The organism is Polyangium jinanense (genome assembly GCF_028435365.1).
The window spans coordinates 16,649-37,601 of sequence record NZ_JAGTJJ010000065.1 but is presented as its reverse complement, the minus strand read 5'-3'; the positions used below and the strand labels follow the sequence as shown (position 1 = coordinate 37,601).

Below are 20,953 nucleotides of genomic sequence, written 5' to 3'. Positions count from 1 at the left end.
AACACGAGGTGCAGGCGATGGGCACGACAGGGGTCGAGATCCCTCGGGAAATCACCGACAAGTGGCAAGAAATCGTCGATCTCCTCGCCGAGATCCTGCAGATCCCCGCGGCGTTGATCGTGAAGATCGAGCCGCCCGAGATGGTCGTCGTCGCCTCCAGCGAATCGAGGGGCAACCCTTACCCGGTCGACGAACGGGCGTGCACCAACGCCGGGTACTATTGCGAGGCGGTGATGAGCACCCGGCGGCCGCTGCTGATCGCCGATGCGTTGTCCGACGAAAAATGGCGATCGAGTCCGGACGCCAGTCTGGGGCTGATCTCCTATCTAGGCTTTCCGATCCTCTGGCCCGGCGGAGACGTCTTCGGGACCATCTGCGTGCTGGACTGTAAAAAGAACGCGTACAGCGACGTATCGCAGAGGTTGCTCGTGCAGTTCCGCCAGGTCATCGAAGCCGACCTGCGATCGCTTCTAGCCATCGATGCTCGCCTGAGGGAAGAGGCCCAGGCCAAGGAGCGCCTGGAAGCGCAGGTGGCAGAGCGCACGGCCGAGCTCACCAGAATCAATGCACAGCTCGCGCGCGACATCGCCGAGCGAAGGCGTGCTGAAAAGGCGTTGCGCGCGAACCAGCAGCTTTTGCAGGCCATCATCGATAACTCGACCGCGGTGATCTACGTGAAGGATCGGGAAGGGCGTTATCTGTTCGTCAATCGCCACTTCGAGGAGCTGTTCCGGGTCACTCGGGAGGGCATCATCGGCATGGTTGACTATGATGTGTTCCCTGCCGAATGCGCAGATGCCTTTCGCGCGATCGACGAGCGGGTGTTCGCCACCGGAAGTGCGGTGGAAACGGAGGCCGTGGCGCCGCACGACGACGGCCTCCACACGTACATCACCCTCAAGTTTCCCCTCCGCGACAACGCCGGCGCCCCGTACGCGGTCTGCGGCATCTCGACCGACATTACGGAGCGGAAGAGGATCGAGGAGGAGCGTATCCGGCTCCTCGCGCAAGAGCAGCAGGCCCGCGCAGCCGCCGAGGAGGCGGAGCGTCGCGCGGCCTTCCTGGCCGAGGCTGGGGCGCTCCTCGCAGAGTCGCTCGATTACAATGAGACGCTCGCGCGCCTCGGGAAACTGTGCGTGCAATCGCTCTCCGATTGGTGCGTGATTGACGTCGTGGAAGGCAGAGAGATCCGACGCATCTCCGGCGCACACAAGGACCCCGCGAAGGAGCCGTTGCTCGACGAGCTACGACGCCGGTATCCTCCTCGCTGGGATTCCCCCCACCCGGCGGCCAGGGTCTTGCGGACAGGTCAGCCAATTCTGCTCTTGCCCGCAGATCTCACCGACGAAGCCGTGCGGCAATTCGCCGTGGATGACGGGCACGTGAGGCTCAGCCGCGCGCTCGGGACAGGGAGCTCCATGATCGTGCCGCTCGTGGCGCGCGGGCAAACGCTCGGGGTGCTGAGCATCGTCTCGTCCGCGCCGGGTCGCAGCTATGATGGCGCCGACCTCGAGCTGGTCACGGATGTGACGCGCCGGGCCGCGATCGCCATCGACAATGCGCGCCTCTACCGCGAGGCGCAGGAGACGGCCCGCATCCGCGAGGACCTCGTCTCCATCGCGTCGCCTGAGGTCTGCACGCCGCTCACGCCGCTCAAGCTGCAGCTCCAGCTCGTCGACAGCGTGCTCGACGTGTCGCGTATCGCCCAGGGACAGTTCGCTCTGGAGCTCGAGGAGGTCGACCTGCCCGCGCTGGTGCGTGGCACGGTGGACCGGTTCCAGGAGCTTTTGGCCAAGGCGGGCTCGCGGAGCGAGCTCCGGGCGGAGCTGGGCGTGACCGGCCGGTGGGATCGCCTGCGCATCGAGCAGGTCGTCGTCAACCTGCTCAGCAATGCAATCAAGTTCGGCCTCGGTCGACCGATCGAAATCCGCGTCATGGCGTACGGGGGGTTGGCGATCCTCTCCGTGCAAGATCACGGGCTCGGCATCGTGCCGGAGGACCACGAGCGCATTTTCGGGCGCTTCGAGCGGTGCTCAGGGAAGTCGCTCGGGGGGCTCGGGCTGGGATTGTACGTCGCGCGGGAAATCGTTGCAGCGCACGGGGGCGCGATACGGCTGACGAGCGAGCCAGGCGTGGGCTCGTGCTTCAGCGTCGAGCTGCCGCGGGACCCGTCTCTTTCGGGGTTTCGGGCGGCCGGGTAGCCTCTTCCGCGAGCGCGGCGCGCACGCGTGCAATCGCCGCCGGCCCCATGCTGAGACGCGTGATCCCGAGCCCGACGAACGTCGCCGCGAGTTTCGGATCTGCCGCAGCCTCGCCGCATACGGACACGGCGCGCCCCGCCGCCTGGCCCGCTTTCACCACCCGACCCACGAGATCCAATACCGCCGGATGCCCCGCATCCGCGAGCGCGGCGAGCCTCGGATGGCCGCGCTCCGCCGCGAGCGTGTATTGCGTGAGATCGTTCGTCCCGATGCTGAAGAAATCGACATGCGGCGTGAGCCGTTCCGCGAGGAGCGCCGCCGCCGGCACCTCGACCATGATGCCGAGCGGGACGGGCCAAAGATGGGGTTTTCCCGCGGCGTCGAGCGCGTTCGCGGCGCGCGCGAGGATGGCCTTCGTGGCCTCGATCTCGGATGCCGTCGAGACCATCGGGATCATGATCCGCACGTCCCGGCCTCGCCCGGCGCGGAGAATCGCGCGGAGCTGCGTCTCCAGCAGATCGGGCCGATCGAGGGAGAGGCGAATGCCACGCAGGCCGAGGTAGGGGTTTTCCTCGGGAGGAACGTGCAGCCACGGTAAGCGCTTGTCGCCGCCCGCGTCGAGGGTGCGAATCACGATGGGCGCGCCGGGGAAGGCGGCGAGGACCTCGGCGTACAGGTCCGCTTGTTCGTCCTCGCCGGGCGCGTCGCTGCGGTCGAGGAAAAACATTTCCGTACGCAAAAGGCCGATCCCGAAGGCCCCCGCTTCCTTGGCGGCGCGTGCTTCGAGCGGGCTCGCCGCATTGGCCCAGAGCTCGACCGTGGGGCCGGAGGGAATGGTGACCTTGCCGTGAAACGTCGCCGCGGAAAGCCGCGCCGCCCGTTCTTCGGCGCGACGGCGTTCGAGTGCGGCCGTGATCGCCGGGGCCGGATCGATCCACACCTCGCCGGTCCCGCCGTCGAGGCCAAGACGGGCAGGGGATTCGGGCAGATCCTGCAAGAGAGCCGCGGCGCCGAAGACGGCGGGAATCCCCGCGCCTCGCAGGAGGATCGCGGCGTGGGAGGTCGGGCCGCCGCGCAGGTCGACGACGCCGAGCACGCGGGCCGGATCGAGGCGCGCGGCTTCGCTCGGCAAGAGCTCGTCAGCGAGGAGAATGGCCGGCGGGCCTTCGGGCAAGGCCACCGCGGGCGCGGCGCCGAGCGCGCGCAGGACGGCGAGCTCGATGTCGCGCAAATCGGCGACGCGGGCGCGCATGTACGGGTCGTCCGCGCTCGCGAGGGCCTCGGCCGCACGATTGACGCCGGAATGATAAGCGATGGCGGCATTGTGGCGAGATTCCGTGACGAGCTCGCGAGCGGTCCGCAGGATGACGGGATCTCGGAGCAGCGCGCCGTGCATGGTCGCCATGTCGTCGCGACCAAAGGCGGAGCGGATTTCCCGCTCGACCCGGTCGAGCGCGGCCGTGAGCTTTTCGAGCTCGGCGGCCGGATCGTCGACGGAATGGTCAGACAAACGGAGGGTGGCCCTTTGCAGGCGAACACAAGGACCCACGGCGACCCCGGCTGCAATGGGAATCCCGCGGCCCTTTGTGGCCTCCGCCGTCGCCTGCGGCGGGGGAGCATCCTTCGTCCCGGCCTCGCGCACGAGGGCCGCGAGGGCGCGGACGGCGGCCTCCGCCTCGCGCCCCGTCGCGGCGATTCGCAAGACGTGGCCGCACCGCGCACCGAGCCCCGCGAGGGCAATCACGCTGTCCGTCGTCCGCGGCCCCTTGCCGTTCGTTCGATTTTCGACCGTGATCTTCGCGTCGAACTGGGACGCACGCGAAACGATCCGCGCCGCGGGCCGCGCATGCAGGCCGTGCGGGTCCACGATTTCGGCATCCTCCCAGGTCTCGTTTTCAGCGGTCTTTTCGACCGGCACTGGTGCGGGCGCGGCTTCCCCGAGCTGCTCCTCCTTGGCCACGAGCCCCCGCCGCGCCTCGGCCGCGACCTCGTCGAGGCTCCCGCCGCCCGCCGCGCGCACCGCCGCGGCGACCGCGCCCTCGACGAACGGCCCCGACGAGAGCCGCGTCTTCGCAGCGATCGACGCATCCACGAGTTCGAGCGCGGTCTCGGCGCTCAAGAGCGCGCTGCCGAGATCCATCAAGACGACCGCGCCTTGCGCACCGGCCGCGCGTTCGAGTGCCGCGACGATGGCCATGGCATCGGTGCCGAGCTCCTCGCCCGCCTCCCCGACGCCCGCCGCGCATTCGATGATCACCGCGTCGCCCGTCATTTGCGTCGCGAGCTTGCGCGTCGCCTCCGCGAGGGCGCGGCTATGGGAGACGAGGACGAGCCCGACCGTCGTTTTGCTCATTCCGCTGCTGCCTCGGCGAGGCTCCGGACGAGAAGCCACATCGACGTGGCGCCCGGATCCTGATGGCCCGCGCTCCGCTCCCCGAGATAACTCGCCCGTCCTTTGCGCGCCACGAGCGGAATCGTGGCCTCCGCGCCCTGCCGCGCCGCCTCGGCCGCCCGCGCGAGCGCCTCGGCGAGCGTTACCCCCGCGGCGCCCTCGAATGCCTGGATCGCCGGTCCCAGCGCGTCGACCATCGTCTTGTCGAGCGGCTCGGCCTTGCCCCGCTTCTGGATGCCCGCGAGCCCGGCCGCAAGCGATTGCTGGATCGCCGTCCGATCAAGCTCGGCTTTTCCAGCCGCGATCTTCGCCGCTTCCAGGAACAAGGTCCCATAAAGCGGACCGCTCGCGCCCCCGACGGTCGAGAGCAACGTCATGCCCACGGTCTTCAGGATCGCGCCGACATCCTCCCGCGGTTGCCCCGCGAGCTTGCCGCGCACGGCCGAAAAACCGCGCGCCATGTTCGCCCCGTGATCACTGTCGCCGATGGCCGCATCGAGCTCGGTCAGGTATTTTTCATTTTCCACGATCACCGCGGCCGCACGCTCGATCCAGACGACCACGGCATCTCCGTTCAACACCTCGCGTCCCACGTCAAACCCCCCAGCGCAGCGCCGCCGTGTGCACGGGCGCATCCCAGTACCGGACCATCTCCTCGTCGACCTCGAGCAGCGTGATGGACACGCCCGCCATTTCAAGGGACGTGATGTAAGGACCGACGAGGCTCCGCACGACCCGAAGGCCCCGCGCCGCCGCGAGCTCGTGCGCCTTGCGGAACACCACGTAAAGCTCGAGCAGCGGCGTGCCGCCGAGGCCATTGACGAAAAGGAGCACGTCCTTCCCGGCCCGGAACGGGAGATCGTCGAGGATCGGATCCATCAACATTTCCGTGAGCCGATCGGCCGGTTCGAGCTTCGCGCGCCGCCGCCCGGGCTCGCCGTGAATGCCGATGCCGACCTCGATTTCGTCCGGCCCGAGCTCGAACGAGGGTTTTCCCGCGTGCGGTACGGTGCACGGCGTGAGCGCGAGCCCCATGCTGCGCCCGTGATCGTTCACGCGCCGGCCTAGCGCCGCGACGTCCGCGAGACCGCGCCCCGCCTCGGCCGCGGCGCCGCAGATCTTCTCGACGAGCACCGTGGTGCCGACGCCGCGACGTCCCGCCGTGTAAAGGCTGTTCTCCACGGCCACGTCGTCATTCACGAGCACGGTCTCCGTGGCGATTCCCATGTCGCGCGCGAGCTCGGCGGCCATCTCGAAATTCATGACGTCGCCCGTGTAGTTCTTGACGACGTGGACGACGCCCGCGCCGCCGTCGACGGCGCGCGTGGCTTCGAGGATCTGATCGGGCGTGGGGCTCGTGAACACCGCGCCGGGACACGCGGCATCGAGCATCCCGCGCCCGACGAACCCGCCATGCAACGGCTCGTGCCCGCTGCCGCCGCCGGAGAGGACGGCGACCTTGCCACGCACGGGCGCATCGGCGCGCACGAGGAACGCCGGGTCGAGCTGGACGCGGAGGAGATCCGGGTGAGCGACGGCCATGCCCGCGAGGGCCTCCTTCACGAGATCGGAAGGCGCGTTGAGGAGCTTCTTCATCGGGGCGGAGGATACCGAAAGACGGGAGCGGCCCGCGAGAGGAATCGGCAGGAGGCGGGAGCGGAGGGGGCGGAGAATGGAGAGGGAAAAGCTTCCAGGCGAGCGATCCGCCTGGGGCGACTTGCCGTTCTGCGCTGCGACTGCAGGTTGCGGAGAGGAGGGGGATTGATGGTCAAAAATCGCATTCAATGTTTGTTCGTGGTAGGCATCCTCGGTGCGGGGCTCGCCGTGGTCGCGGCGCCGCTCGCGGCGCGGGCCGATATCCCGGCACCGGCACCGGAGCTCGTCGAGGAAACCGTGGACGCGCTCGTCGACGGGTCCGTGGACGAGGACGTCGACGAGAACGTGGACGAAGGGAGCTCCGCGCTGGAGACGCAGCGGCGTCGCGGGGGCTGGGACGGCGGCCATCGTCGCGGGGGCTGGGACGGCGGCCATCGTCGCGGGGGCTGGGACGGCGGCCATCGTCGCGGGGGCTGGGACGGCGGCCATCGTCGCGGGGGCTGGGATCACGGCGGCTGGGATCACGGCGGCTGGGACCACTGAGGTATTCCGAGGAGCGTCGCCCGCAGGGAGGGCCTGCGGGCGGCGCTGGGAGGAACCACCATGCGATCGACACCGCGCCGATGGTTGCTCGTCCTGGCCGCCGCCCATTTGCTCCTCGTGACGCTCGGGGCGGCCGGCGTGGAGCTCCGCGAGGTCGGGCCCATCGGGCGGCTCCTCGACCATTACGGACTCGCCTCCGGCGCCGGATGTGAATACGACTTTTTCACGTCCAGGGATCATGGCCAGTTCGTGCTCCACGTGGACGTGATCGACGCCGAGGGCCGGCGGACCACGCACTCCCTCGGCACGGGCGCGAGCCACGAGGCCGAGCTCCGCGTCGCGCACATCGCGGGCGAGTTCGAGACCGCCGAACCCGCGCTCCGGCGCGAGCTGGCCAAGTCACTCGCCGCGAAGATGTTCGAAAGGCACCCCGAGGCGCGCGAGGTCGTCGTGCGCGTCGAGTATTTCGTGGTGGTCTTGATGGACGAGCACCGGAGCGGCCGCGAGCCACGAGTCAGCCGATTCTACGATGCGAGGTTCCGAAAGCCGCGCCCGCGGCTCGAGGCACGTCATGGAAGCGCCCATTCTGGATGATTCATCCCCGAGGGCCGGCGCGTGCCGGGCCCTCGACGTGTTCCTGTTCGCGCCGGCCACGGCAAGGCCCCTCGCGGCCTTGCGGATCGGCCTCGCCTCGGTGCTCCTCGTGCAGGCGGCCGTCGTCCACGCGGAGTTTTTCGATTGGTTCTCGCGCGACGGCCTCTTCCAGGGGGATCTGAACCGCGCTTTCGGCCCCACGTTCGGGCCGCGGACGGGTGATCTGCTCGCCTGGTTGTCCCCGCTCGGCGTCGGAGAGGCGGCGGCCCTTCGTGCGATCGGCGCCGCCTACGTCGTGGCCCTCGTCATGCTCGGCCTCGGCCTCTTCACGCGCGCGGCCGCCGCGCTCGCGTGGTTTCTCCACTGGACGCTGATGAACAGCGCAGCCCCGCTGATGTACGGGGTGGATCAGTATGCGCACATCTTTCTATTTTACGCGATCTGGGTCCCGGTCGGTCGCGCGGCTTCGCTCGACGCCTTGATCTCGGGCGCCTCGCGCGCGCCCACGGCGGGGGCGCGGGTCGGGCTACGGATCATGCAAATACACCTGTGCATCTCGTATTTCGCGAGCGGCGTGGAGAAGGCGACGCTCCTCGACTGGTGGAACGGCGAACTCATCTTCCGGGCCCTCTCGCTCCCGGATTATCGCAGGTTCGACATGTCCTGGCTCGCCCAGTACCCCGCGCTCGCACAGCTCGCTTGCCTTGCCACGCTCGTCGTCGAGATCGGCTATTGCGTCTTCATCTGGCCGCGTCGCACGCGGAGGCTCTGGCTCACGGCGGTCCTGGGTCTCCACCTCGGAATCGCCGTCTTCCTCGGCCTCCACTTCTTCGGCATCATCATGTGCGTGCTGAACTTCGCGCTCTTCGGGATCTCTCCCGAGCCGCGCCCCGATCAGGCCGCCTTTTTTGCCGGGACGGCACCCGGCGAGAGCTCGACCTTGACCCAGCCGGGCATGCGCCGATCGAAAGCTTTGTAGGCGTCGATCACGGAGACGAGCGGCTCCCGGTTCGTCAGGATCTTCGTGGGATCCACGACGCCGCTCGCGACGTGCTCGAGCAGCTTCGGGATGTACCGGCGGTGCGGGCAATTGCCCATGTTCACCGTGAGGTTGCGCATCATGGCCATCCCGATCGGGAACCATTTCATCTGCGGCGGGTAGACGCCGACGATGGACAACGTCCCAGCCTTCGCGAGCGCCTCCACGGCCCAGGTGAGGGCCTGTGACGGGGCATCTCCCGGGTGCCAGTTGTCGCCGACCTCGTGCGTCTTCGGCGCCACCTGCTCGACCATTCGCTCGGCTTCCTTTTTTTCCTCGCGGCTGACCTTCGCCGGCCCTGCGTGCGGCCGGTTCGCGTCGACGCCCACGGCGTCGATGGCACGGTCCACGCCGATCCCGTCCGTGAGGCGCAGGATCGTCTCGATGGGATCCTCCTCGTTGTAATCGATCACCTCCGCGCCGAGCGCGCGCGCCATTTCGAGGCGCGAGAGGACCGTGTCGACCGCGAGGATCCGATCCGCGCCGAGCATCTGCGCGCTCACGATGGCGAAGAGCCCGACGGGGCCGCAGCCGAACACGGCCACGGTGTCGCCCGGCGTGATCTCGGCGAGCTCGGCGCCGAAATACCCCGTGGGGAAGATGTCCGAGAGCAGGATCGCCTGATCGTCGCTCACGCCGTCGGGCAGCTTGACGAGGCCCACGTTCGCGAAGGGGACGCGGGCAAACTCGGCCTGGAGGCCGTCGAACGGGCCGCTCTGGATGGGCCCGCCGAAAAAGGCCGTCCCCGCCTGCTTGCCATTCGGATTCTTGTCGCACTGCGATTGATATCCGGCCCGGCAGTACGAGCAGGTGCCGCAGGCAATGGTCGAGGCGATGACGACGCGGTCGCCCTTTCGCAGGTTTCGCACGTCCTTGCCGAGCTCCTCGACGATCCCGACCCCCTCGTGCCCGAGGATCGTGCCCGGCTTCATCCCGGACATCGTCCCGCGGACGAAGTGCAGATCCGTCCCGCAGATGGCGCTCGCCGTCAGGCGCACGATGGCGTCTGTCGGCTCTTTGATCTTCGGCTCCCGCACGTCATCGAGCCGGATGTCCCCGACCCCGTGAAACACGACGGCTTTCATGCGACCTCCCCCTTGCCAGGGCCCTAACGCCAAGGGCCCGCCTTGCCCAGGGAGGAATATGCCTCGGAGCGCTCGGTGGGCTCTTCACGCACGCGCTCGTTTGCTCTATGACGTATGCATGAGCTTCGTTGCACGGTGCGTGGGCGTAGTGGCGCTCGTGGGGTGCTCGTTCGCGGGTGTGGCGCGGGCGGACGAGGGCGCGGCCGAGGTCAAGACCGAGGCTGCCGAGATTCAGCTCAAGAATGGCGGCACGATGCGCGGCACGATCGTGACCGTCGAGCCGGGGCAACGCGTCATCGTCATCATCGCGGGCGAGCAGAGCGTCATCCCGTGGGCCGAGATCGCGAAGATCGTCGGCGGCACGCAGGGCTCCGCCGCGCCCGCGCCGACGCCCGCGCCTGCGCCGCTCGCGCCGGCGGAGGGCGGGCCGCTTGTCCACATCGAATCGAACTGGCCCGACCTGGAGCTCGCGCGGATCGACGGCGACGTGGGGGGCGGGCACCACCAGCCAGAGTACGTTGGACCCAATACGATCACGAAATTCATGTGTCGCGCGCCGTGCGACAAGCTCGTGGACGGACGGGACGGCCATCGATTTTTCATCAGCGGCCCCGGCATGGTGCCAACCGAGTCTTTCCGTCTCGAGGGCCTGGAGGGCCACGTGACCGCGCGCGTCAAAGGCGTCAGCATGGCCCGGTTCACGGGGGGCTTCCTGGGGACCGTGCTGGGAGGCTTTTTCGTGCTCAGCGGCGTCGCGATCGCCGGTATGAGTTACACGATCGACACGACCCCGACGCCCGAAGTCCCGGATCCGGCGAGGCAGATCAACACGGTCCGCACGATCGGCCTCGTCACGCTCGGCATCGGCGCGGCGGGGTTCATCGGGGGGATCATGCTGCTGTCGGAGGGCCGCACGCGGGTCGAGCTCGTCAAGGCGCAAAAGGGGAACACGGGCGTCGTCGTGGAGAACGGGATTTTGCGATTTTGACGGAGACAGCCTCGAGAGCAGGCGCTTGCCACCCAGGCGGACCGGTTTAGGTACGCCTGGAGGGCATAACCATGAAGAAGAACCTGTTTCCGATTCTCGCGCTTGGTCTCGGTCTCGTGACGGGGTACGCGGCGGAGGCCTCGGCCCGGGAGCCGATCATCATCCAGCATCCTCCGCCCCGCGTGCCCGCGGTCAACGTGGCGCCGTTCCTCGACGCCGGCTGCGTCCGCAGTGACGACACGCTGGATTGCTCGGCATCCTCGACGATTCAGCCATTCGGGTGTTTCGGAAATACCCTCCGTATCGACGAGGCGCTCGGCGGCCTCGCGTCGCGCGTGGCCATCGCGGAGTGCAACGCGGACGCGCGCGAGGGGTCGCCGGTGGGGATCGTCAACCTCGGCTGCATGCTGCCGCAGAAGCGGCGATACCTCCTTGCGACGGGCGGCGGGAACTTCGAACTCATCGACACGGCGGCGATTTTCATCGATCGCTTTGCCCCGGTGACCTCGAAGGCGGAGGCGCTCGGTTTCGCGGTCGCGCTGACGACGGCCGATCCGGAGTACTCGATCGACATCGACGACGGGCGTGATTTCCTCGTGGATCGAATCGAGACGACGAACATCCGGCGCGTCCGCGGAGGATTCCGGGTGCGGCTGTTCGACATGGAGCTCTGCGGATGCGGGCTGCACCCGACGTCGGCGGTGGATTACTTCGTGCCGAACAGCGGGCGGGTGAGGGTCGCGGACCGGGAGCAGGTCTACCGGTTCACGGGGTTCGTCTGCATCGATTGACGGCCGGAGGCGCTGCTACTGCGTCCGCAGGATGATGTGAAATCCGAACGGCGTCTCCACGACGCCGCTCGTTTGTCCCACCGATAGTTTGTCCACGGCCTCCTCGAATTCGCGGATCATCGCGCCCCGCGGGAACGTGCCGAGGTCACCCCCGCGTTGCGCGGCGCCCGGCTCGTCGCTGTACTGCGCGACGATGTCCTCGAAGCTCGCCCCTGCGGCCAATCGCTTGCGCGCCTCCTCCGCGCGCGCGAGTGCCTCGGCCCGCGTGCGCGTGACGTGCGCGGGCGCGCGCTTCGAGCCCGCATACATGACGATGAGGTGCTTCGCTCCCATGCGCCCCGCGGTTGTCGCCGCCGAGGCCGTAGGTGCGGGCGCAGGCGGCGCCGGGGACGGCGGCGGGCTCAGGGGCGGCGGGTTTGTCGCCACGAGGGGCGCGGGCTTGCGGGCGTCGGCCTTCAAGGTGTCGGGGGTGATGGGCTCGCGCTTCAGGGCCTTGGCGACGTAGCGCTTTTGGGTGCGGAGGGGGTGCGCGCCGCTCATGAAGTAATCGTTGATCACGAAGGCCGGCGTGCCAAAGATGTTCAGGCGCTCGGCGAGCTCCCGATCGGCCTGGACCGCTTTCCAATGCGTGCGCGCGTCGAGCGCCGCCGAGAGCTTCGCTACGTCGAGCCCCGCTTCGGCGGCTTTGCGCTCGATCGAGGGGCGGCTCAAGCCCTGCTCGGATTGATCCTCCCAGAGGCGCGCCGCGAAGGCCCAGAAGCCGGCCTCGCCTTTTTGCCGGAAGGCCTCGACGGAGGCTTCGGCGGCGAGCTGCGCCTGTCTGTGGAAGGGAAGCGGCAAATGCCGCCATACGACACGGACCTTGCCCGGATAGGCGGCGAGGAGCTGCTCGACATCCGCCTGCACGCGTTTGCTGAAGGGGCACTGGAAATCGGCGAACATTTGAATGGTCACCGCTGCGCCCGCCGGCGCGCCTTTGCCCGGATTGTCCTTCGTGGGCGCGGGGGCGAGGAGCCTCTCCATGGGGGCGGGGGCCTTCGCGTCCTTCTGGAGGGCATCGTAGATCTGCGCGTCCGGCGTCCCGCCGGCGACGAGTTTTCCCGCCTTCGTGATCTCTTCGTCGATGATGGCCTCGAACTGCTCGCGGGGCTGGGCTCCGATGAGCCGCCGGCCATTGACGAAGAAATGAGGCGTGCCCGACGCCTTGAGGTCCTCGGCCAGATCTTGATCTCCCTCGATACGCGTGGCATGCGCGTGTGATGCGATCGCCTTCTTCACGCGCTTGACGTCGAGGCCGAGCGCGATCGCGAGGTTTTCGAGATCGGCATCCGCGAGGCGCTCCTGGGTATCGAAGAGCGCCTGGAACGCCTTCCAGAACGCAGCCTCTCCTTTTTGCGCGCCGGCCTCGATCGCGAACTCCGCGGCCGGCTCGGCGCGCGTATGGAAGGGTAGGGGGTTGTGCTTGAAGACCAGGCGCAGTTTGTCGCCGTATTTGGCCTCGAGCTCGGCGATCGTCGTGAGGGAGCGCTTGGTGAAGGGGCACTGAAAATCGCCGAACATCACGATCGTCACGAGCGCGGATGATTTGCCGCGCGCCGGGGAGCCGGCGAGGGGCACCTTCCAGACCGTGGTCGTGTCCGGCGGCGGGGAGGATGGCGGGGGCGACGGCGTTTTCTCACGGTTCCGCTCCGAGAGCTCGGCATATACGTGCTCGGGGTCGATGCCCGAGCGCCGGAGCGCGGCGGCCTCTTTGAGCTCGGCGTCGATGAGCTCCTGGAACCTCGTGATGGGCTGGGCGCCGGAGAGGAAAATGCCATTGACGAACGTAGCCGGGGTCCCGGTGACGCCGACCTTCTTGCCGAAGGCCATGTCGGCGTCCACGTTCGCGGCAAAACGTTGTTGATCGAAGGCGGCCTGGAAGGCCGAAGGATCCACGCCGCTCTCCGCAGCCCACGCGGTGAACGACTGCGGTTCGAGGTAGCGTTGGTTTTGGAAGGCGAGAGTGTGAAACTTCCAGAATGCGCCCGCGCCCCCGAGCCGCAGCACGGTCTCGGCCGCGAGGTGCGCGGGGCGGGCATTTTTATGGAAGGGGAGCGGGTTGTGTCGCCAGACGACGCGCAGCTTGTCCGGCCCGTATTGCTCCTGCAGGAGGGCGAGCGTGGCCATGAGCCGGGACGTGAAGGGGCATTCGAAGTCGCCCCAGATGACCATCGTGACCGGGGCGAGCGCGTTTCCCCAGATGGGATCCTTGGGCCCGACGGGGATGAAGGTCCCGGGGTCGGGGAACGCCGCCGCACCTTCGGCCGCGCCCTCGCCCTCGTCGGCCATCTCGGGGGCGGGCACGGTGACGGGTTTGTCCTGGTTCGCCGTCGTAGGCTGCACGGAAGGCGGTGGCGCGCAAGCGGCGAGCAAAACCAGGACGGTCGAGACGAGCGCCGCGCAGCGCCGTCCACGTGCGTGGCTCATCGGAAATCCTCCATCGGGGTGCGGGAGACTACCCGATGACAGTCGGGCGGGGAAGGCCATGGGATCACATCCCGCTCTGAATCAGGAAGCCGTCTCCGGCGAGGACCAGCACCATCCGGTTGTCGTCGGAGAGGGTCTTCGGCTGGGCCCCGGCGAAGCGATACGTCGCGGTATAGAAGTAATCGACGAGGATGACGTCGTTCTCGCGCACGATGCGGCGGTAGTGAATCTCGTACCGGATCTCCTGGGCATTTCCGAACGATGTTCGCAAATAACTTTCGAGCGCCTGGGCGTCGACGTCATCTGCCGGGTCGACGTTCCCGCCATCCTCGTAGTAATCGGGCGCGGCCATGGAGACGAGGAGATCGACGTTTTTCTCCTCGACGGCCGTGCGGTAGCGCTCGCAAAAGGCGATCACGGCGGCGTTCTCCGGCGTGTTGGGCACGTCGGACTTCAGGATGTAACGCGCGGAGGAGGGCGGCGCCGGCTGTCGCGGCGAATCCTCGACCTCCGGGGCGGCTTGCGCGGGCCGCGAGGCCAGGACAACCACGTCGACGGGAGCGCGCGTCGGCGGAGGCGCGGCGCAACTCGACAGCAGCAGCGCAAAAAGCGAGGGCAGGCGGAGCGTGGAGCGGCGCATGTCTATGGGCCAAGGATAGCGGACGTGGAGCGGAAACGGCAGGCGGATGTGCGCGAGCAACGTGACTTCGACCACGAGCCCCTCTATGCTGAGATTTCAGGACGGCGCGTCGCGCCCCTTCGCAAGGAGCTTCCGTGGAGTTGAGAGTTGCCCTCGTCGCCGGAGCGGTCGGCGCGCTGGCCGGTTGTGCCGGTGCCGCGGCCGGGTCGCCTCCCAGCCAGGCGGACACCGAAGCAGAGCCCGACCCGGAGGCGGCCAAAGCCGCCTTCCTGGCCTCGAATGAGAACTTCGCCCGGCTGCCTCCCAGCCAGGCGGACACCGAAGCAGAGCCCGACTTGGAGGCGGCCAAAGCCGCCTTCCTGGCCTCGAATGAGAACTTCGCCCGGCTGCGCGCGCTCGAGGTGGTCGACGTGCGTTCCCTCGCCCAGGATATGCCTGGGCATACGCCCAGTTGTTATTCGAGCTGCAAGCACGAACGGATCGCCATGATACGCCTGGGCAAACTGGTCGACGTCGCCGAAGCCGCGGTGAAGTCTCCCGTACCGAACGCCTGCGACGACGCGACCATCGACAAGAACGTCGCCGCGCTGAATGCGCTCCATATCGTGCAAGTCGGGGGGCTGATCAAGGAAGAGCCCAAGAACAACGCGAGCTGTTACAATCGGCCCTGCGAGGCCGATCTCCAGGCCGCCAAGGCCGTCACGTGCGAGCGCGCCGGGAAGCTCGCGAGCATCGTGAACGCGACCAAGGACCTGTGAGGGCCCGTTTTCCCGAGGTGAAAGGACGCCTCGGGCTGGGGGTCGGAATGGATCTCCCCTGGGGCGCCCCCGTCGGGTTCGCCCATGAGCCCGGGCGTGGGGATCACGCGACGGATCCGGTCGTGCGATTTCTATCGTCCCACGCTGGGGCCTTTCGGTACCTGTTCACGTCGTTCCAGCCCCGGAGCAGAAATCGCCTCGATCCACGCGATTACTTCGACGCCTACGACGATCTGTTCGCCCGCATTCCGGCGTTTTCCGTGCGCGCCCTCCACCAGACGACCTTCAACCTGGGCGCGCTCGAAGCCTACGATCGAAGCCGGATCCTCGATTTCACGAACGCGCTCGTCGACCGGTACCAGTTTGCGTGGGTGAACGAGGATCTCGGGCTCTGGTCGATCCATGGCAGGCCCTTGCCCTATCCACTCCCGCCGTACCTCACGCCCGCGGGTCTCGACGCCGCCATCCGGAACACGGCCGAGGTGCAAGAGAAGCTATCCGCGCCGCTTTTCGTGGAGTTTCCCGGATTCTCCGACGGAACGAGTTTTTGCATCGGCCAGATGCACGCCTATGACTTTTTCCGGGCCGTCGTGGAGGAGACGAGGTCGCCGGCCACGCTCGACGTGGGGCATCTCCTTTCGTATCAATGGCTGCTCGGCAAGCGGGGCGAAGCGCTGTTTGGCGATCTGGAACGGCTCCCGCTCGATCATTGCTTCGAGATTCACCTCTCGGGATGCGAGATCGAAGAGGATTCGTTCATGGATTGCCATCACGGCGTGCTGCTCGACGAGCAACTGGAGCTCCTCCGCCGTCTCCTTCCCCTTTGTCCGCACCTGTCCGCCATCACCTACGAAGATCCGAGGCTCGACGCGGAAGGGCAGCTCGCCCCCGAGACCGTCGCGAGCTTCGAGCGGCTCCGGGACGCCGTGCGCCCCTGGTCGTCATGATCTCGCTCGATCGCGCGCTCGACCGGCTCTTGCATCATCGCTCGTACCTCGCGGCCTTCCTCGCGGGGCGCGTGGACGAGCTCGACGTGTCGGCTGACGATTTGCAGTCGCTTCTTTCGATCGATCCGGCGCAGCTCCAAAAGGCAGCCGAGCGGGTGCGCGCGGAGCTCGTTCAGCGCACGTACCGGGGGAGCGGCGGGCTTCTGTCGACGTATGCGCGCACCGTGGACGCGTGGAGGGAAAGCCATCCCGAGGATCACGAGCTCGGGGAATTGCTGTCGTCGTTCCTGGAGTCGCCGGCGTTCGATACGTATCGCGAGCATTCCCACGCAGGTCCCGGGGTTTGCCTCGAAGAGGCCTTCTTTCGGTTCTGTGAGGCGCGCGGGATCGGCGACGGCGCGATTCTGGAGGCAGAGTTTCTGACGGCGATGATGAAGGCGCTCGTCATGAGCCCGCACCCGGATTTCACCGTGCCGGCGGAGATCCGTACCATTCCGGAAGGGTTCGTCGCGGTGAGCCGGCGGGCCGGGCCCACGCTGTACGCCGCGGCGCGCGGAAGGCTCATCCACGGGCCCATCACGCCCTTTCTCGCGGATCTGCTCGTCTCGGCCGAGAGCCCGGTCGAGATCGCGCGCAAGCATCATATCGCCGCTGTCGTGCTGCAAGCGTCGCTCGAGCACCTCGCGGGGCTCGGGCTCGGCCGCTGACGGAGCGCCTATCCCGTCCCCGCCGCCTCCTCGAGTTTCGCGCGCCCGACCTCGGAGAGCATCTTCTCCAGCGCCGTCAAGCTCGGCGGCTTCGCCATGTGCCGGTCGAAGCCCGCTTGCCTCGATCGCTCCACGTCCTCCTGCAACGCATAACCGCTGAGCGCCACCAGGTAGACCGACCGCAATTTTGGATCGGCGCGCATCGTCCGCGCCACGCCATATCCGTCCATGCCCGGCAAGCCGATGTCGCAGAGCACCACGTCCGGCTCGAAGCGCCGCGCCTTCTCGATTCCCTCGGGCCCCGCGAACGCCACCTCCACCACGTGGTCGCCCATCCCGAGCGCATCGCGGAGCGTCTCCGCCGCGTCCACGTTGTCCTCGATGACGAGCACCCGCTGCGCCGGCTCCCGCGGCGCCGCCGTCGGCACCGCCGCGAGGCTCCGCGCGATCGTCGGCACGAGCGGCAGCCGCACCGTGAACACCGCGCCTCGCCCGAGCCCCGCGCTCTCGGCCGTCACCGTCCCGCCGTGCATCTCGCAGAGCCCCTTCACCAAAGACAGCCCGAGCCCGAGCCCTCCGCGGCTCCGATCGAGCGTGCGATCTGCCTGTACGAAGGGCTCGAACACGTGCCGCAGCGTCTCCGGCGCGATGCCCGCGCCGTCGTCCCGCACGCGCACGACGGCCTGGTTGCCCTCGCGCCTCACCGACAGGAACGCGTGCCCCCCGCGCTGCGTGAACTTCACCGCGTTCGTCAGCAGGTTGCCCACGACCTGCGCAAGCCGCGTGGGATCGCCGTCGACGTAGAGGGAGGCCGGCTCCACCTCGACCGCGAGCTCCACGCCCGCTTGCTCGAACGTCGGCCCGAGATCCTCGGCGATGCGATGCACGAGTTCGCCGAGCTCGACCCGCTCGCGCTGGAGCTGGATCTTGCCGCGCGAGATCCGCGTCACGTCGAGCAGGTCGTCGATGAGCCGCGTCATGTGCGTGACCTGCCGCTCGATCGCCGCGTGCGCCCGAAGCGCCTGCGGCCCTCCCGGCGCGGCGTGCTCCAGGATGTAGAGGCCGTTGCGGATCGGCGCGAGCGGGTTCCTGAGCTCGTGCGAGAGCATCGCCAAAAACTCGTCCTTGTGCCGATCCGCGGAGCGCAGCGCGGCCTCGCTCTCGCGCAGCGCTTGCTCGGCCTCCTTTCGTTGCGTGATGTCCTCCAGGATGCCCACGCTCCGGATCGGCTTGCCCGCGGCGTCGCGGATCATCCGCGCCGCGACGTGCACCCAGATGATCCGGCCATCCTTGCGGATGTACCGCTTCTCCGCGCAGTACTCGTCGACCTCGCCGCGGACCATGCGGCTGTACCTCTCCCAGTCGTCGTGGCGATCGTCGGGGTGCGTCAAGTCGCGCACCGAGCCCGAGAGCAGCTCCTCGCGGCTGTAGCCGGTGATGTCGCAGTACCGATCGTTCACGCACAGGATCCGGCCCGTCGCGGGATCCAGCTGGCCCATGCCGACGATCGCCATCTCGAAGAACGCGCGGTACTGCGCCTCGCTCTGCCGGAGCGCCTCCTCGGCGCGCTTGAACTCGGTGACGTCACGCGTGACCACGAGCCCGAGGATCTGCTTGCCCTCCTCGTCCCGCACGGGCTCGCCGCTGAAGCTGAGGAACCACTCCCGCCCCATGTCGAGACGCCGCGCGTGGAGCTGCCAGCCTGCGAAGGACTCGCCGCGCAGCACGCGCGAGACCGGCCATGCGTCGACGGGGAGCACGCGGCCGTCGAGATCGGTGAGCTGGAAGTGCGCGGCGAAGTACTCGAGGCGCGGCTGCTCGGCGCGCGTGAGGTCGTGCAGCGCCGCCTCCGCGCTGTTCACGAGGATCACCTGGCCCTTCATGTCGAAGACGACGATGCCGTCCGGGATCGCCTCGAAGGCGGCTTCGAGCTGCGCGCGGCTGTGGTTGGCGCGGGCCGCGGTCTCGCGCAGCGCTACGACGAGCCGCCCGCGCTCTTCCTCGGCGCGCTTGCGCGCCGTGACGTCGTGGAAGAAGACGGCGATGCCGCCCTCCTTCGTCGGGTACACGTTCACGTGCGTCCAGAGATCGAGCGGCGCGTAGTACGCGTCGAACTCGACGGGCACGCGCTCGCGCATGACCCGGTGGTACTCGCGAAAATAGCGTGAATGCGGGCCCGCGACCGAAGGAAAGGCCTCCCAGACGGTCCGCCCGAGCGTCTCGCTCCGCCTCGTCTGGCTTAGGCGCTCCTGGCTCGGGTTCACGAAGACGTAGCGGAACTCGTGATCGAGGACGAAGCAGGGCTCGCCACGATCGAGCACGTCGAAGGCGCGCGCGAGATCCGCGGCGTCGTGGCGCGCGTGCTCGTGCTGCTCGTGGACGTCGACGGCGATGCCGGACCACGCGAGGACGGCGCCGTGATCGTCGCGGCTCGGCGCGCTGCGGAGCGAAAACCAGCGGTAGACGCCGTCGTGCCGGCGGAGGCGGGCCTCGATCTCGAAGCATCCGGCCGAGGCGAGCGCCGAGGCCCACGCCCGAGCGGCGCGCGCCTGGTCGTCGGGGTGCAGCACGCGTTGCCAGCCGAGGCCGTGGTGCTCCGGCGCGGGGAGGCCCGTGTACGCGACCCACGAGGCGTTGGCGAAGTCGCACGCGCCGTCCGCCCGGCACGCCCAGACGAGCCCGGGCAGGCTGTCGAGGATGCGTCGACATCGGTCCTCCGCGGGGGCAGCACCTGCACGAGGCTCGGCCATGGATCCATCGACACGTGGGGCGCCGTGCCCATGATCGCAAGCAGGCGCGGCGACGGGCCGCGCGCCCGCGAAGACGTAAGGCTTGCCCCTTCACGTTCGCCCCGCGCCGGGGCAAACTGCGCGGCCGCTGTGGAGCCGAGGAAGGATCGGTTGGTCGTGAGCGAGGCACCCGGGATCTGGTTCGTGTATCGATCGCACTACGAAGGGCCGCTTTCGCGTCGGGTGCGGCGCCTCGACGCGCCGTCGATCCTTGCGTGGTTCTCCGGGAAGATGATCGAGGCCAAGAAGGCCGAGGAGCCGAGCAGCTTCTACGAGGACGAGCTCGGCGGCTACGTGTACGGGTTCGGCACGGTGTTCGAGGCGGTGAAGGAGCACGGGCTCACGGCGCCGAAGTCGACGGCCGAGCTCGAGAAGATCCTGCGCAAGCACCTCTACGTCGAGGGAGGTCCGGGCAATGTGCGCATCGACGAGCACTCGCTCCGCGTGCTGACGGACGACGACGAGGTCATGCTTGCGTACTTCTTCTTCGACGACGAGGTCGCGCGCAAGCAGCCGGAGCGGGTGTCATGGCTGCTGCACGAGGAGCCGAAGCTGCCGGAGGGCGACGCGGACGGCCCGTTCACGCCGCCCTTCGAACCGGAGCTGGTCCTGCCGCGCGGCGAAGGCGAGGGGACGACGTACGCCTGTCTGCTCACGTCCTACGATGGTGAATCGATCCCGGGCCAAGCCGTGGCGATCCCCGGCGTGCGGTTGCCCGATCTCGCGTCGCACCTGCGCACTGTGGTGCCGACGAAGAAGCCGGAGTCGTGGTCGAAGGAGTGGCTCGACACGTGGCCGGTGGAGCTCCGGCTCCTGCGAGCGATGATCGAGCCGGGCCAGATCTCGATCGCGCCGGCGCTCGCGAAATGCGCGGCGTATCCGCTGCGTGAGGTCGTCGTTCAGACGAACCACACCCTGCTCGGCGTGGGCGCGCATCAGCACGCGGAGGGTGAGTTTTACAAGGTGGGTACGGCGTTCAAGCTGGACGGCGATCCCACGAAGGCGATCGTGCAGGTGGGCAAGCACGCGGCGCTGTTTTGCCCGCACACGTCGAGTGCGTTCGGCCACGAGCAGTGGATCCTGTTCGACGATCGCTGGGCGGCGGCGCATCCGGCGCTCGCCGCGTCGATGTTGCGGTACGCGCACGGCTGGGATCCGCTCCGCGACCCCGCGCCGCCGAAGCCCGTGGAGAGCGAGGCCGAGCGGAACGAGCGCGCCTGGAAAGAGGCGCTCGCCGGGCGCATGGAGGAGGCGGCGACGCCGTATCGTACGACCGCGAGGTTTGCCCCGGGCGACCTCGTGGAGCACATGAAGTTCGGACGTGGCCTCGTGCGCCGTGTGGATGGCGGAAAGATCGAGGTCCTTTTCAAGGACGGCGCCAGGCTCTTGGCGCACGCAATGCCAGGGTGAGGCGTAG

Annotated in this window: 17 protein-coding genes; 10 read left to right on the top strand and 7 right to left on the bottom strand. The window is 68.3% G+C overall.

Translation table 11 applies throughout. The features are described 5' to 3' along the window. Window positions 1–17 precede the first annotated feature (17 nt). Window positions 18–2,201 (top strand): ATP-binding protein, encoded by a 2,184-nt coding sequence (locus tag KEG57_RS47135; RefSeq protein ID WP_272423409.1) that lies wholly within the window; start codon window positions 18–20, stop codon window positions 2,199–2,201. Here the strand turns inward: KEG57_RS47135 and ptsP are convergent. Genes ptsP through dhaK form a run of 3 tightly spaced genes read right to left on the bottom strand, consistent with a single transcriptional unit; the run spans window position 2,146 to window position 6,189 of the window. Then, window positions 2,146–4,554, bottom strand: coding sequence for a phosphoenolpyruvate--protein phosphotransferase (ptsP, locus tag KEG57_RS47130; protein ID WP_272423410.1), 2,409 nt, complete (start codon window positions 4,552–4,554; stop codon window positions 2,146–2,148). The two genes, KEG57_RS47135 and ptsP, sit on opposite strands and share 56 nt — an antisense overlap. After that, on the bottom strand, window positions 4,551–5,186 hold the full coding sequence (gene dhaL, locus KEG57_RS47125) for a dihydroxyacetone kinase subunit DhaL (protein WP_272423411.1): 636 nt from the start codon (window positions 5,184–5,186) through the stop codon (window positions 4,551–4,553). Before dhaL ends, ptsP begins: the two co-directional genes overlap by 4 nt. Before the next feature lies 1 nt (window position 5,187). Then, window positions 5,188–6,189 carry a dihydroxyacetone kinase subunit DhaK gene (dhaK, locus tag KEG57_RS47120; protein ID WP_272423412.1) on the bottom strand — a complete coding sequence of 334 codons (1,002 nt, stop codon included), beginning with the start codon at window positions 6,187–6,189 and terminating at the stop codon, window positions 5,188–5,190. A gap of 168 nt (window positions 6,190–6,357) precedes the next feature. Between dhaK and KEG57_RS47115 the strand changes: the two genes are divergently transcribed. The 3 genes from KEG57_RS47115 to KEG57_RS47105 are packed head-to-tail and all read left to right on the top strand — an operon-like array spanning window position 6,358 to window position 8,305. Further along, on the top strand, window positions 6,358–6,732 hold the full coding sequence (locus KEG57_RS47115) for a hypothetical protein (protein WP_272459738.1): 375 nt from the start codon (window positions 6,358–6,360) through the stop codon (window positions 6,730–6,732). Window positions 6,733–6,792: 60 nt separating this feature from the next. Beyond that, the gene (locus tag KEG57_RS47110; RefSeq protein WP_272423414.1) at window positions 6,793–7,326 is read left to right on the top strand and encodes a hypothetical protein; all 534 of its coding nucleotides are present in this window, start codon (window positions 6,793–6,795) and stop codon (window positions 7,324–7,326) included. After that, window positions 7,304–8,305, top strand: coding sequence for an HTTM domain-containing protein (locus tag KEG57_RS47105; RefSeq protein WP_272423415.1), 1,002 nt, complete (start codon window positions 7,304–7,306; stop codon window positions 8,303–8,305). The genes KEG57_RS47110 and KEG57_RS47105 overlap by 23 nt, the downstream gene beginning before the upstream one ends. Here KEG57_RS47105 and KEG57_RS47100 read toward each other — a convergent pair. Next, window positions 8,221–9,450, bottom strand: a complete 1,230-nt coding sequence (locus tag KEG57_RS47100) for a zinc-dependent alcohol dehydrogenase (RefSeq protein ID WP_272423416.1) — start codon at window positions 9,448–9,450, stop codon at window positions 8,221–8,223. The two genes, KEG57_RS47105 and KEG57_RS47100, sit on opposite strands and share 85 nt — an antisense overlap. A gap of 118 nt (window positions 9,451–9,568) precedes the next feature. On the opposite strand from KEG57_RS47100, the gene KEG57_RS47095 reads away from it, so the two are divergent. Then, window positions 9,569–10,438 (top strand): hypothetical protein, encoded by an 870-nt coding sequence (locus KEG57_RS47095; RefSeq protein ID WP_272459737.1) that lies wholly within the window; start codon window positions 9,569–9,571, stop codon window positions 10,436–10,438. 71 nt (window positions 10,439–10,509) lie between these two features. Beyond that, window positions 10,510–11,229 (top strand): hypothetical protein, encoded by a 720-nt coding sequence (locus tag KEG57_RS47090; RefSeq protein WP_272459736.1) that lies wholly within the window; start codon window positions 10,510–10,512, stop codon window positions 11,227–11,229. A gap of 15 nt (window positions 11,230–11,244) precedes the next feature. Here KEG57_RS47090 and KEG57_RS47085 read toward each other — a convergent pair whose 3' ends face one another. Further along, the gene (locus KEG57_RS47085) at window positions 11,245–13,695 is read right to left on the bottom strand and encodes a DsbA family protein (RefSeq protein ID WP_272459735.1); all 2,451 of its coding nucleotides are present in this window, start codon (window positions 13,693–13,695) and stop codon (window positions 11,245–11,247) included. 64 nt (window positions 13,696–13,759) lie between these two features. Beyond that, on the bottom strand, window positions 13,760–14,410 hold the full coding sequence (locus KEG57_RS47080) for a nuclear transport factor 2 family protein (RefSeq protein ID WP_272459734.1): 651 nt from the start codon (window positions 14,408–14,410) through the stop codon (window positions 13,760–13,762). Between the two features lie 59 nt (window positions 14,411–14,469). Here KEG57_RS47080 and KEG57_RS47075 point away from each other — a divergent pair, with 59 nt between their 5' ends. From KEG57_RS47075 to KEG57_RS47065, 3 genes are all read left to right on the top strand, one after another. Then, window positions 14,470–15,093: a hypothetical protein gene (locus KEG57_RS47075; RefSeq protein WP_272423421.1), complete on the top strand. Its 624-nt coding sequence runs from the start codon at window positions 14,470–14,472 to the stop codon at window positions 15,091–15,093. 122 nt (window positions 15,094–15,215) lie between these two features. Further along, complete coding sequence (locus KEG57_RS47070) at window positions 15,216–16,040, top strand: multinuclear nonheme iron-dependent oxidase (protein ID WP_272459733.1); 825 nt, start codon at window positions 15,216–15,218, stop codon at window positions 16,038–16,040. Further along, window positions 16,037–16,747: a hypothetical protein gene (locus KEG57_RS47065; protein WP_272423423.1), complete on the top strand. Its 711-nt coding sequence runs from the start codon at window positions 16,037–16,039 to the stop codon at window positions 16,745–16,747. The genes KEG57_RS47070 and KEG57_RS47065 overlap by 4 nt, the downstream gene beginning before the upstream one ends. Window positions 16,748–16,755: 8 nt before the next feature. On the opposite strand, the gene KEG57_RS47060 is transcribed toward KEG57_RS47065, so the two are convergent. Then, complete coding sequence (locus tag KEG57_RS47060) at window positions 16,756–19,497, bottom strand: PAS domain-containing hybrid sensor histidine kinase/response regulator (RefSeq protein ID WP_272423424.1); 2,742 nt, start codon at window positions 19,495–19,497, stop codon at window positions 16,756–16,758. A 156-nt stretch (window positions 19,498–19,653) separates the two neighbouring features. On the opposite strand from KEG57_RS47060, the gene KEG57_RS47055 reads away from it, so the two are divergent. Then, window positions 19,654–20,946 (top strand): hypothetical protein, encoded by a 1,293-nt coding sequence (locus tag KEG57_RS47055; protein ID WP_272459732.1) that lies wholly within the window; start codon window positions 19,654–19,656, stop codon window positions 20,944–20,946. The last annotated feature ends 7 nt before the right edge of the window (window positions 20,947–20,953 follow it).